Annotated in this window: 12 protein-coding genes; 4 read left to right on the top strand and 8 right to left on the bottom strand. The window is 71.8% G+C overall.

Translation table 11 applies throughout. From position 1 onward, the window contains the following. Together ACWDBB_RS28340 and ACWDBB_RS28335 are read right to left on the bottom strand one after the other, a co-directional pair. Positions 1-719, bottom strand: a 719-nt coding sequence (locus ACWDBB_RS28340) for an IS3 family transposase (RefSeq protein WP_449792291.1), incomplete at its 3' end; no start/stop codon positions are given. 5 nt (positions 720-724) lie between these two features. Then, positions 725-1,036 carry a transposase gene (locus ACWDBB_RS28335; RefSeq protein WP_449792289.1) on the bottom strand — a complete coding sequence of 104 codons (312 nt, stop codon included), beginning with the start codon at positions 1,034-1,036 and terminating at the stop codon, positions 725-727. 148 nt (positions 1,037-1,184) lie between these two features. Between ACWDBB_RS28335 and ACWDBB_RS28330 the strand changes: the two genes are divergently transcribed. The 3 genes from ACWDBB_RS28330 (at position 1,185) to ACWDBB_RS28320 (ending at position 4,963) form a co-directional block, all read left to right on the top strand. Continuing rightward, the gene (locus ACWDBB_RS28330; protein WP_449792288.1) at positions 1,185-1,961 is read left to right on the top strand and encodes a histidine kinase dimerization/phospho-acceptor domain-containing protein; all 777 of its coding nucleotides are present in this window, start codon (positions 1,185-1,187) and stop codon (positions 1,959-1,961) included. Continuing rightward, complete coding sequence (locus ACWDBB_RS28325; RefSeq protein WP_449792287.1) at positions 1,889-4,591, top strand: SpoIIE family protein phosphatase; 2,703 nt, start codon at positions 1,889-1,891, stop codon at positions 4,589-4,591. Before ACWDBB_RS28330 ends, ACWDBB_RS28325 begins: the two co-directional genes overlap by 73 nt. A gap of 240 nt (positions 4,592-4,831) precedes the next feature. Continuing rightward, positions 4,832-4,963, top strand: a complete 132-nt coding sequence (locus tag ACWDBB_RS28320; RefSeq protein WP_449792286.1) for a hypothetical protein — start codon at positions 4,832-4,834, stop codon at positions 4,961-4,963. Position 4,964: 1 nt separating this feature from the next. Here ACWDBB_RS28320 and ACWDBB_RS28315 read toward each other — a convergent pair whose 3' ends face one another. Next, complete coding sequence (locus ACWDBB_RS28315) at positions 4,965-5,570, bottom strand: GNAT family N-acetyltransferase (protein ID WP_449792285.1); 606 nt, start codon at positions 5,568-5,570, stop codon at positions 4,965-4,967. 5 nt (positions 5,571-5,575) lie between these two features. After that, the gene (locus tag ACWDBB_RS28310) at positions 5,576-6,148 is read right to left on the bottom strand and encodes a helix-turn-helix domain-containing protein (protein ID WP_449792284.1); all 573 of its coding nucleotides are present in this window, start codon (positions 6,146-6,148) and stop codon (positions 5,576-5,578) included. 725 nt (positions 6,149-6,873) lie between these two features. Between ACWDBB_RS28310 and cpt the strand changes: the two genes are divergently transcribed. Then, entirely contained in the window at positions 6,874-7,407 is a 534-nt protein-coding gene (cpt, locus tag ACWDBB_RS28305; protein WP_449792283.1) for a chloramphenicol phosphotransferase CPT, read from the top strand. A 223-nt stretch (positions 7,408-7,630) separates the two neighbouring features. Here cpt and ACWDBB_RS28300 read toward each other — a convergent pair whose 3' ends face one another. The 4 genes from ACWDBB_RS28300 to ACWDBB_RS28285 all read right to left on the bottom strand — a co-directional run bounded on the left by ACWDBB_RS28300 (position 7,631) and on the right by ACWDBB_RS28285 (position 11,834). Further along, positions 7,631-7,966, bottom strand: coding sequence for a hypothetical protein (locus ACWDBB_RS28300; protein ID WP_449792282.1), 336 nt, complete (start codon positions 7,964-7,966; stop codon positions 7,631-7,633). A gap of 86 nt (positions 7,967-8,052) precedes the next feature. After that, positions 8,053-8,226: a hypothetical protein gene (locus ACWDBB_RS28295; protein WP_449792281.1), complete on the bottom strand. Its 174-nt coding sequence runs from the start codon at positions 8,224-8,226 to the stop codon at positions 8,053-8,055. A 750-nt stretch (positions 8,227-8,976) separates the two neighbouring features. Beyond that, a complete protein-coding gene (locus ACWDBB_RS28290) occupies positions 8,977-10,185 on the bottom strand; it encodes a cytochrome P450 (protein ID WP_449792280.1) in 1,209 nt (402 codons plus the stop codon). Continuing rightward, positions 10,182-11,834, bottom strand: a complete 1,653-nt coding sequence (locus ACWDBB_RS28285) for a condensation domain-containing protein (protein ID WP_449792279.1) — start codon at positions 11,832-11,834, stop codon at positions 10,182-10,184. Before ACWDBB_RS28285 ends, ACWDBB_RS28290 begins: the two co-directional genes overlap by 4 nt. Positions 11,835-11,836 lie beyond the last annotated feature (2 nt).

Here is an 11,836-nt window from a genome sequence, read left to right as displayed (position 1 = left end):
CGGCGCACGCACTCGGTCTTCAGGACGCTCCAGAAGTTCTCCGCGAGGGCGTTGTCGAACGAGTCGCCCACGCTTCCCATGCTCGGCTCGATTCCTGCCTTCAGCAGGCGAGTTGTGAGCTTGATGGACGTGTATTGACACCCGTGGTCGCTGTGATGGATCAGTTTCCCGGGTTCGACGGGTCGGCCGTGCAGGGCGTACTCGAGGGCGGTGAGGACCAGGTCTGCGTCGGCGCGTTCGGAGGTGTGCCAGCCCGCGATCCGGCGGGAGAAGGCGTCGCGGATCGTGGCCAGCCACCACGGTCCCTCGCCGGTGGGGATCAGTGAGATGTCGGCGACCCACAGCCGGTTCGGCGCGATGGCGGTGAAGTCGGGCCGGACCAGGTCCGGGGCGAGATCCGCCGCCGGGTCACGGCGGGTGAAGGAGCGGGGCCGTCGCGGGCTGACGCCCTGCAGGCCGGCCTGGCGCATCAGGCGTTCGACCCGCTTGCGGCCGACCCGGGTGCCCTCGCGCCGCAGGACGGCGTGGACGCGCGGGGAGCCGTAGGTCTCGCCGGAGTCCGCGTGGATGCGGCGGATGTGCTCGGTGAGTTCGGCGTCGTGGCGCTTGCGCGTACACGGTGCGTGGACGTCGCGGCGCCAGCGGTAGTAGGTGGAGGCGGGGATGTGCAGTTCCCGGAGGACGGGCTCGGCCCCGAAGTGGTCCTGGTGCTCGTCGATGAGCTTCAGTACCGTCGCCGGGTCGGGTCGAGCTCCTGGGCGAAAAAAGCCGATGCGGCCTTGAGGATCTCGCAGGATCGGCGGAGTTCGGCATTCTCCTTGCGCAGAGCGGCCAGCTCCTCCTTCTCCGTGGTGGTCGGCCGGTCGTCGCGCTCACCGCGGTCCGCCTCGTCCTGGCGGATCCAGTTCCGCAGGGCCTCGTGGTGGACCCCGAGGTCGCGGGCCATCTGGCGGATCACCGGCTTCGGGTCGGCGGTGCGGTACATCTCCACCGCACGCCGCCGCAACTCGGGCGGGTAATTCATCTGAGCAGCCATCACAATGGCTCCCTTCTCATGGCCTATCAGGCCATATCCCGCAACCTTCCGCACCTCGGGGGAACCTCAGATCGCCATCGGCCCCGCTTGCCCGACCGCCGCCAACCACTACTCAGGACGCACCTTCACCGCCACGGGCAGCTGGAGCATGTACTACCCGGCAGCGGACACCACCGTGCCGGCCAAGCCCCCGCTCGGCCCGATCACCGTGTACGTGCCGGCCACCCCGTTCGCCGTCGAGGCTTCGCTGCGCACCATCGACCCGGTGCTGCGGCTGGGCGTGCCGGTCGCCGTGCTGCTGGTCGCGCTGGCGGCCTGGCTGGCGACCAGCCGGGCGCTGCGCCCGGTGGAGGCGATCCGCGCCGAGCTGGGCGAGATCGGCGAGCACCGGCTGGACCGCCGGGTCCCGGTGCCGCACTCCGGCGACGAGATCTCCGGGATGGCCCGGAGCACCAACGCCACCCTGGACCGGCTGGAGCGCTCGGCCATCCGGCAGCAGCGCTTCGTCGCGGACGCCTCGCACGAGCTGCGCAGCCCGATCGCGGCGCTGCGCACCAACCTGGAGGTCTCGCTGGCCCACCCCGAGCGCACCGACTCGCCGGCCGCCACCCGGGAGGCACTCACCTCGGTCGAGCGGCTCCAAGGCACCGACCTGCCTGACGCTGTGCCCGGCCCTCCGGCGATTCGAGCATGCATGTTTCACGGCTGGGTGGCAGCGTGGAGGGGTCATGATCCGGATGCGCGGGGACGGCCTGGATGCACGGAGTGGACAGCCACGCCCATGGGGGTGCGGAACCGGGCGGACCGGGGGAACACCGGTCCGCCCGTGGGCGGCTGCGCTCGCGGCTGTGGGTGCGCAGTGTCGCCGGGCAGGTGTTCCTGTGGATGCTGGTCATGGTGGTGCTGCTGGTCGGCGCCGCGCTGACGGCCCTCATCCTGCAGGCCCGAAGCTATGCCACGAGTGATGCTGCGAGCCGCACACGCGCCGCGGCGATCACCTTGGCGCAGGCCCCCACGGTGGCGGCTGCTCTCGACAGTGCTGATCCGACCGCGGTGCTGCAGCCGCTGGCCGTGAACGTGCAGAAGAGCGGCGGCTTCGACTACATCGTGATTTTCGGCACCAATGGGATCCGCTATGCCTCCACGGACCATCCCGAGCTGATCGGACAGCACGTCTACGGCTCCTACCAGGGGGCCCTGAAGGGGCCGGTCACCACGACCGAAACCACACCGCTAGGACATGACATGGACACCGTCGCGCCGGTTTCCAGGCCGGATGGCTCGGTCGCCGGCCTGGTCTCGGTGGGCCACTCCGTCAAGAACGCAACCAGCGCGGCGGCCCGACAGCTGCCGGTCCTGTTCGGCGGCGCGGTCGCCGCGGTCGCCGTGGGTACGGGCGGGGCGGTGCTGGTGCGGCGGCGGTTGCGCCGTCAGACACACGGTCTGGGCCCGGCCGAGATGACGCGGATGTACGAGCACCACGACGCGGTGCTGCACGCGGTCCGCGAGGGCGTGCTGATCGTCGGCGGGGACGGGCGGGCGCTGCTGGCGAACGACGAGGCCCGGCGGCTGCTGGAGCTGCCGCCCGAGGTGGAGGGGCGGCCGGTCACCGAGCTCGGGCTCGATCCCGGGATGGCCGAGCTGCTGGCGTCCGGGCGGGCCGCCACCGACGAGGTCCACCCGGCCGAGGACCGGCTGCTCGCCGTCAACAACCGCCCCACCGCGCCGTACGGCGGCGGGCCCGGCAGCGTCGCGACCATCCGGGACACCACCGAGCTGCGGGCGCTGGCCGGGCAGGCCGAGGCGGCCCGGGCCCGGCTGAAGCTGCTCTACGACGCGGGTGTACGGGTCGGCACCACTCTGGACGTGGTGCGCACCGCGCAGGAGCTGGCGGATGCGGTGATTCCCCGGTTCGCGGACTTCGCCACGGTCGAGCTGGCCGAGGCGGTGCTGCGCGGTGACGAGCCGCTGCCGGGCACGGGCTTGGCGGGAGGTCCGCGGATTCGCCGCGTGGCTGCCGGCGGCATCCGGGAGGACTGGCCGTTCTACCCGGTGGGTTCGCAGATCAGCCCGCTGTCGGGCACCTCGCAGGCCACCGCCCTGGAGAGCGGGCACGCTACGCTGGTGGCCGACCTGCACCAGGCGCAGGCCTGGCGGGCGCGTGACCCGCAGACCGCCGACCGGATCCTCGCGTACGGGGTCCACTCGCTGATCTCCGCGCCGCTGCAGGCGCGCGGCCTGGCCCTGGGCACGGTCACCTTCTGGCGCGCGGACCGGTCCGAGCCGTTCGGGCAGGAGGACGTCGCCTTCGCCGAGGAACTGGTCGCCCGCGCGGCGATGTGCATCGACAACGCCCGCCGCTACACCCGTGAGTACCGGATGGCCGAGACGCTGCAGCGCAGCCTGCTGCCCCGGGGACTGCCTGAGCAGAGCGCCCTGGAGGCGGCCTACCGCTACCGGCCGGCGCAGCGTGGGGTCGGCGGGGACTGGTTCGACGTCATCCCGCTGCCCGGCTTCCGCGTGGCGCTGGTGGTCGGCGACGTCGTCGGCCACGGCCTGCACGCCGCCGCCACCATGGGCCGACTGCGCACGGCCGTGCTCAACTTCTCCGCCCTCGACCTGCCCCCGGACGAGCTGATCGCCCGCCTCGACGAACTGGTCACTCACCTCGACCAGGGTGAGGCGCGCGATCGGGGCGAGGTGGCTGTGGGAGAGGGTGATATCGAGGGCCAAGGCGAGGGCGAGCGGGCGGTCACGGGCGCGACCTGCCTGTACGCGGTCTACGACCCGGTCTCCGGGCGCTGCACGATGGCACGGGCGGGTCACCCGCCGCCCGCGCTGGTACACACCGACGGAAGGGTGGAGTTCGTCGACCTGCCCGCCGGCCCGCCGCTCGGCGTGGGCGGCCTGCCCTTCGAAGCCACCGAACTCCAGCTGGCACCGGGTACCGCACTGGTCCTCTACACCGACGGCCTCGTCACCAGCCGCGAGCGCGACCTGGACAGCGGGCTCACCGCGCTGCGTGCCTGCCTGGCCAGCGCCCAGACCCACGGATCCCTGGACTCCGCCTGCCAGGCCGTGTTCGACGCACTGGTCCCGACACGCCCGGGCGACGACATCGCCCTCCTCATCGCACGCACACGCCTCTTCGAGCCCGACCAGGTGGCGACCTGGGACGTACCCGACGACTTCGCCGCCGTCTCCCGCATCCGCACCGAGTGCGCCGACCAGCTGAGCGCCTGGGGCCTGGAGGACCTGACCTTCACCACCGAACTGATCCTCAGCGAGCTGATCACCAACGCCATCCGCTACGGCGTCCAGCCGGTCCGCGTTCGCATGCTGCGCGACACCAGCCTGGTCTGCGAGGTCTCCGACGCCGGCAGCACCGCCCCGCACCTGCGCTACGCCGCCACGACGGACGAGGGCGGGCGGGGGCTGTTCCTGGTGGCACAGATGGCCGAGCGGTGGGGGACCCGGTACACGGCCCGGGGCAAGGTCATCTGGTCGGAGCAACCGCTGACCGCACCCGAGTTTCAGTTCGAGGCGATGCTGTAGCCCGGACCCATGGACAGAGCGTGTCAAGGGACGGTAGGAGAGCTCCCCGCTGGCGGAAAGTTGATCGGCTCTGATCAACATTTCGGGGTCGCGCAGCGTGACTGAACGTCAGATCGATCTTTGAACCTGTGTGCTCTGTGATCAGACGTTGAAGCTGCTTCTCCCGCATATGGCTGCCCTGGTGGTCGAGGATGTTCGCGAGATCGGGGGTGAAGATCACCGCCCGAATAGCTTCTGACCATGCCCTGGTCCCACTCGGCGTCGGTGAGCTCCGCCGAACAGCGGGTACAGGCCGGGCCGCTCGCCCCCGGCCTGCTCGCAGGCGCGGCGGCCGCGGCCTCGGACAGTACGGACGGGAAGTACGGCGAGTAGGTCAGTTGAGGGTTTTGTAGAAGAAGGTGCTGGAGGCGAGGGTGCCGTCGGGGTCCGCGGCATAGCCGGGGACGAGCCCGTACGGGGTCCAGCCGGCCGAGTGGTAGAGCTGTTCGGCGGGGCTGTCGGTGCGGGTGTCGAGCAGCAGAAGGGTGGCGGAGGCTGCTGTGGCGGCGTGTTCGGCGGTGTGGAGGAGGCGGCGGGCGAGGCCCTGGCCGCGGGCGTCGCGGTGGATCATCAGTTTGACGATCTCGGCGCGGTGGCGGCCGTTGTCCTTGTCGCCGAGGACCAGGCTGACGGTGCCGACGATCCGGCCGCCGGGGTCGCGGGCGATCCAGCTCAGGCGGTGTCCGGCGGCCAGCACGTCCTGGTACTGGAGCCACCAGCGGGTGGCCTCGGTGCGGTCGAGGCCGTCGAGGAAGCCGATCGACGCGCCGTCGGCGACGGCGTCGAGCAGCAGGTCGGCGAGTCCGTCCTGGTCGGCCGTCAGGTCGGCGGCAGTGAGGCGGACGATCTCGGTCATGGCGGGTACCCCCTGGGGTGCGGCGGTCGAGGTGGTCGTGGTGGTCACGGCGGTCCGGGCGGTCCCGGGGATCGAGGCGGTCACGGCCGTCACGGCAGGACGACGGCGAGGGCGTAGCGGACCGGGCGCGGGTCCGGGCAGTGGAAGCGGGACGGGCCCCAGAGCCGAAAGCGCAGGCAGTCGCCGGTGGCCAGCTGGTGGGTCTCGCCGCGGACGGTGAGTTCCAGGGTGCCGTCCAGGATCCACAGGTGCTGTTCGATACCGGGGACGGGCGGGGCGTCATAGTCGATGGCGTCGCCGGGGTGCAGGGTGCCTTCGATCAGTTCGCCGCGCAGTCCTGCATGCGGCGGGGAGACGGAGCGGCGCACGAAGCCGGATGCGGGGTCGCGCCAGACCGGCTGGTCGGCGGCGCGGAGCAGCTGGGGCGGTTCGGCCTCGACCTCGGCGAGCAGGCGGGACATGGTGCGGCCGTATGTGGAGCAGAGCCGGCCGAGCTGGGCGGCGGTGGGGCTGATCTCGGCGCGTTCCAGGCGGGAGAGGGTGGAGCGGCTGACGCCGCTGCGGCTGGCGAGGTCGTCGAGGGACCAGCCGTGTTCGGCGCGGAGCGCGGCCAGGCGGGTGGCGAGTCGCAGGTCCTCGGGGGACAGTTCCGAATCTCTCACATCCGGGAGAATATCCCAGATCCAGGATGCGAGGGCCGGTGGGGTCGCAGCGGTGCGGGCCGCGCTGTGCGAGGGTCGGGACGGTTGGCCTCTCCCCGGGGCCAGGTCATGGATAGGGAGAGGCCACCCGGGCCGCCTTCGTACGCGGGGGCCGGAGGCAGTGCGATGCCGTCATCGAGCCAGGCCCTTCCCGCCCGCCCATGAAGACAGCAACCGCACCACGAACGCCGGAGACCGCGTTCCACTGACGCAACAAAGGACCATCTGGCACAAGCCGGACACTCATCGGCGCTTAGGAAACCGCACGATGCCGACCAGCGGAAGCGTCACCAGCATGACACCGGAAACCGCACCAGGATGACGCCAGGCCGCCCCCTACCGCCTCCGACCGGGCATCGGCCCACAGAACGACGCGACAAACCGTTGCAACTCACCACGACAACGAAATGCAACTTCGCACCGCGCCTCGGGGAGGGGGAGGGAGGAGTGCCGCTCACCGGCCCCGGCGGTTCGCGGAGAAGACCACCAGCGCCACGGCGACCAGCGTCCACACCGCGAGGACGAGGCAGGCGCCCCCCGCCTTCCACGGCCACTCCACAGCGGCGGGCTGGCCGTGCCCGGGTGCGGCGCCTGGGGACCGCGGGCATCCGGATACCGGTTCAGAACGCACCGGTTCGTCCGAAAACCGGTTGGGTTGGTCCCCGAACCACCCCTAGAGTGGCGCGATGGCGACTCAAGTGATCATACTCAACGGCGGTTCCAGTTCGGGGAAGACCGGTCTGGCCCGCTGCCTCCAAGCCGTCCTGCCGGACCCGTGGCTGACGTTCGGGGTCGACACGCTGATACAGGGCATGCCCCCGTCCGTCCTGGCTTCGGAGGCGGGGATCGACATCGGCGCGGACGGCTCGGTGTCGGTGGGGGACGGTTTCCGGGAGCTGGAGGACGCCTGGATGGCGGGGATCGCGGCCATGGTCCGCGCCGGGGCGCGGGTGATCGTGGACGAGGTCTTCCTCGGCGGCCCTGCCTCCCAGCAGCGGTGGCAGCGGGCCCTGACGGGCATCGAGGTGCTCTGGGTCGGGGTGCGGTGCGAGGCGGAGGTCGCGGCGTGGCGCGAGGTCACCCGAGGCGATCGGGTCACGGGGATGGCCGAGGCCCAGGCCGAGACCGTCCACCAGGGGGTGCGCTACGACCTGGAGGTGAACACGGCCGGCACCGAGTCCGTGGAGTGTGCGCGGTCGATCGCAGCGCGGCTCGGCTGACCCGCACGGTCCGCGAGGTAGCTCGATTGCTCGCCGTGTTCGAACGAGCACGGTCGACGAGCGTAGACGCTGCGGGAAGGGCGACGGTTGCGGGGTCGGTCCGGGCGGCCGGGCCCCGCTGAGGAGCCCGCCGTGCCGCGTGGTGCCCCTCCTCACGTGGTGCGCGTCGGCGGGGCCCGAGCGCCCGGGGCGGGGCGGGTGCCGCCACCGGTACGGGACGGCGCTACCACGCGCCGATTCGGTGGGCGCGCAGGGTGGCGGCGCCGGTTTCGGCGAGCCCGTCGGCAAGGGTGCGCAGTCCGGGGTGGATGACGCGCAGCGCCTCGATGTCGGCGTGCCAGCGGTGTCCGGCGGCCCACTGTCGGCGGACCTCGGCGAACTCCGGGTTCAGCGCGGCCGCCTCCTCGTGGGTGACCCACTCGTAGCGCACCGGGGTGCCGGTCGCGGCACTGATCGCGGCGGCGGCCTCGACCGGGGTGAGGTCGTCGCCGGCCAGCTCCAGGTCCGCCGCCGTCTTGGCCGGTGTCCGGACGCTCGGGTAGTCCAGACTCTCCCCCAAAAGCACCAGCGTCGACCGCAGCCGGGACGACTCCGCCCCGTCCCCGGCCGCGGCGCGCAGCGCCTCGAGGACTTCCCGCAGGGCCCTCAGGACCCAGGCGGGGAGGACGTAGAGGACGACGGGGGCGCGGAGTCCTGCGCGGCAGTGGTGAGGTCGGCGGCGATCTCGCCGATGGCCTCGCCCGCCGTCTCCAGGGTCAGGGCCGGAAGCGGGTACTCGTGCGGGTGCAGTTCCAGGCCTGCCGGGCTCTTTGTCGTCACGGGGCGAATATCACGTTTCCATGGTGTCCGGCGGGGGTTTCCGGCGAAAGCCGCGTCCCCGTCGGGACTCTGCGGTATCCGGCGGGGGCGGGTGCGTTCAGCGCCACTGGTAGGAACCGCGCCCTGGCAGCCACGCTGCGTCGCCTCGCCGTACCGGTGCCACCCTTCACCACCGGCGCCAGCCGGGGACTGCCACACGGCACCGAGGTACGGTGCCGGGCAGTCGGCTGCCATCATGCGCTTCAGGAATCGGGCGTCCGGCTCGGTCCACCCTGAACCGTGCCGAACTGTCTTGCTCCGGTGCTACGTTCAAGATGTCCGTCCCGCGTCCGCAGGAGCCTCCGGGGGCCGTCCATGACCGATCCCGACCGCGACGGCGAGCAGTCCACCAGGGCCCTGCTTGCCGAATACGCCTCCGGAACGCGCGAGTTCGACGGCCGGACGTTCACTGGGCTGCGGCTCGCCCAGGAGAACCTCAGCGAGGCTGTCTTCGTCAACTGCGCGTTCGACGACTGCATCCTTGCCATGGGCACCTTCGACCGCTGCGAGTTCCGGGGCTGCCGCCTGAGTCAGCCATCAATGCCAGCTTTATCCAAGCTCGGTTCTTGCACTGCGACGTCGACCATGTGGCCTTCGGCACCGCCGACTTCTTCCATGCCACCTTCCGCGGCGGGACGTTCGGCGGAAACTTCCGCGAGGCGTTTTTTCACCAGGGCGGATGAGGTTCTCGACAAGGGCACGGTCTTCGGCTCACCAGGTCACCGGCAAGGTGTGCAGGCCCACGAGGTTCTCGTTGTCCTTGAACGACAGCTCCGTCGTCGGCACCGCGAGCCGCAGCGCGGGGATTCGGCGGAAGAGGGTGCCGAGGGCCACCTGCAGTTCGACGTGGGCCAGTGCGCTGCCCAGGCAGTGGTGCGGCCCATGGCCGAGCGCCAGGTTCGGCGACGGCGGCCGGCCGAGGTCGAGCCGGTCCGGGTCCGGGAAGACCGACGGGTCCCGGTTGGCGGCGTCCAGTTGGATCAACACCCCTTCACCCGCCCGGACCGGGGTGGCGCCGATGACGATGTCCTCGGTCGCGACGCGAGCCATGCCGTTGTGAGCGACCGTCGTGTAGCGCAGCAGTTCCACCACGGCCTCGACGACGTCGTCCGTGGAACGGAAGGCGGCCAGTTGCTCAGGATGCGCGAACAGCGCCGCCACAGCGGTGGCGATCGTGTACGCGGACGTGCCGTGGCCCGCGTGGAACAGCAACTGCGTGGTCGCCACGGCGTCCTGGTGGCTCAGCTCCCCGGACCGAATCCGCTCGACCATCACCCGGCCCACCACGCCCCCTGCCGGAGAGCGCAGTTGTGCCTCCACCAAGCGGTGGAAATAGCCCTCCAGTGCGTCCAGCGCCCGGGATGCCTCGTCCGGCTGCGCGGTGCGCGACGCCACGGTGCGGCACAGTGCGTGCAGTAGTTGGCGGTCCTCCTCGGCGTCCACCCCGAGGACCTCGCAGATGACGCCGATCGCGACCGGCGTCGCGAAGGCGGCCACCAGGTCGGCCGGACGAGGGCCCGCGAGCATGGCGTCGATGGCGTCATCGACGATGCCCTGCACCCGGGGGCGCAGCGCCTCCATCTTCCTGGGGGTGAACTCCCTCATCAGCATCGCCCGCTGGGCCCGGTGCACCTCGTCCTCCCGGAGCGGGTACGGCAGCACGCGCTCCAGTTTGGCCGCGGAGGACGCCGAGGTGTGCGGAAACCCGGGGAGCCGGGCGTCCCCGCTGAGCCGGGTGTCGCCGAGCGCCTGCACGGCATCCTCGTACCGGGTCACCAGCCAGGGCATGCTGCCGTCCCGGATACCGATCCGTGGCAGGACGGCGGACCGCTGCGCGTGCAGATAGGCAGCGGGCGGGTCCAGCGGACACCGTCGGTCGCGGGAGACCGGGTAGCCGGGGAGCTCGCCGGGTTCGGTCATCGGGGCCTCACCTCGTTCGGTTGAGAGGAGAACCGGGCGGATATCGCCGCGGGTATCGGTGCCGCGTACAGCTCGCGCAGGGTGATCGGGATGCCCAGCTCCTCGCGCAACCTGCGGAGGACTCCCAGCAGTTGCAGCGAGTGGCCGCCCAGCGTGAAGAAGTCCTGGTCGGGCCCGGGCTCGGCCGTGCCCAGGGCCGCGCCGAAGATTCGCGCGACGGACCGTTCCACGGCACTGCCCGTGGGGACGGCCTGGGGCGGCGGGTCGGATCGGCGTTTGTGTGACCGGCTCCGGGGTGCGGCGCCGGGGAGCAGCACGGAGAGAGCAGCACGCGGGTCGGCGGTCACCGAGCGGAGCACCTGCCGATAGGCCGCCAACACGTCCTGGACGTCCTGCTCGCGCAGGGCCCCGCAGCTGTACTCGCCCCACATCTCCAGGCCGCCGTCCGCGCTCTCCACGACTCTGACGGTCAGCTCGAACTTGCCCGGCTCGCGGTCGGCAGGAAGCTCCCGTACCGCACAGCCGGGCAGTTCCAGGGTGCCGAGCGAACCTGCTGGGTGGTGGGCGAAGTTCACCTGCACGACCGGGGACCGGTCCGGGCTCCTGGGTGGGGCCAGCGCCGCGACCACCTCGTCGAACGGCAGATCGCAATGGCTGTGGGCAGTGGCGACCGTGGCGGCCACCCGCGTCAGCAGGCGGTCGAACCCGGGATCGTCGTTGAGGTCGAGATGCAGCGCGACCGTGTTAACGAAGAATCCCAGAACCTGCTGGACCTGCGGCTGGTCGCGGTTGGCGACGGCCAGGCCGACCACCGGCCGCGGTTGGTCCGCGCGGTGCGCCAGCGCCACGGCGAAGGCCGACAGCAGCACGGTGAACACGGTCTGCCGCTGAGCTCTGGCCAGGGCCCGGACCGCCGCGCCGAGCTCGGGGCCCAGTACCTGCCGGATCCGACCGCCATTGAGCGACGGAGGCGGCGTCCCCGGCGCGGGGTGCGCGTCCTCGGCCCGCAGATCGAGGACCGGGGGTGCGCCTGCCAGTTCGGTGCGCCACCAGTCCCGCAGCTCGGCCCGCCGCACGGAGGTCAGCTGCTCGCGCTGCCAGGCACCCCAGTCGGCGTACTGGACCGACAGTGGCGCCAGGTGGCCCCGGCCGGAGGAACCGGCCAGGACTGCCCGGTACAGCGCGCCCAGCTCCGTCAGCAGGACGTGGTGGGACCAGCCGTCGGCGGCGAGCAGGTGCGCGGAGAGCACCAGCAGGTGGTCGCCGGGCTCCAGCGGCAGTACCGCGATCCGCAGCAGTGGTCCTTCGGCGAGGTCGAACGGTCGGCGCAGGAACTCGGCGGCGCACCGCCGGGCCGTGGCCTCGTCGCGCGCCCCGGCGCGGTAGAGGGTCCGGACGGTGATCCGTCCGGCGGGGCGCACGCACTGCAGCGGGCCGTGCGCCGTGTCCGGGAACACGGTGCGCAGCGCCTCGTGCCGGGCCACCAGGGCGTCCACGGCCCGCTGCAGGGCGCCGACGTCCAGGGCACCGGTCACCCGGAACCACCGCTCGGTGCTGTGTGCACGGCCGGTGGGGTCGAGTGCGTGCAGGAACTGCAGACCCCGCTGGGCGAAGGACAGGGCGAAGAGGTCACCGTCGACGTCGGCCATCG

It is taken from the genome of Kitasatospora sp. NPDC001095 (assembly GCF_053598615.1).
This window is presented reverse-complemented; position numbering and strand designations above follow the sequence as displayed.

Bases quoted from the DNA above. Each gene is read 5' to 3' on its own strand.
- ACWDBB_RS28335 (WP_449792289.1), bottom strand. From the start codon at position 1,036: ATGGCTGCTCAGATGAATTACCCGCCCGAGTTGCGGCGGCGTGCGGTG.
- ACWDBB_RS28330 (WP_449792288.1), top strand. From the start codon at position 1,185: ATGTACTACCCGGCAGCGGACACCACCGTGCCGGCCAAGCCCCCGCTC.
- ACWDBB_RS28320 (WP_449792286.1), top strand. From the start codon at position 4,832: ATGCCCTGGTCCCACTCGGCGTCGGTGAGCTCCGCCGAACAGCGGGTA.
- cpt (WP_449792283.1), top strand. From the start codon at position 6,874: ATGGCGACTCAAGTGATCATACTCAACGGCGGTTCCAGTTCGGGGAAG.
- ACWDBB_RS28290 (WP_449792280.1), bottom strand. From the start codon at position 10,185: ATGACCGAACCCGGCGAGCTCCCCGGCTACCCGGTCTCCCGCGACCGA.
- ACWDBB_RS28285 (WP_449792279.1), bottom strand. From the start codon at position 11,834: ATGGCCGACGTCGACGGTGACCTCTTCGCCCTGTCCTTCGCCCAGCGG.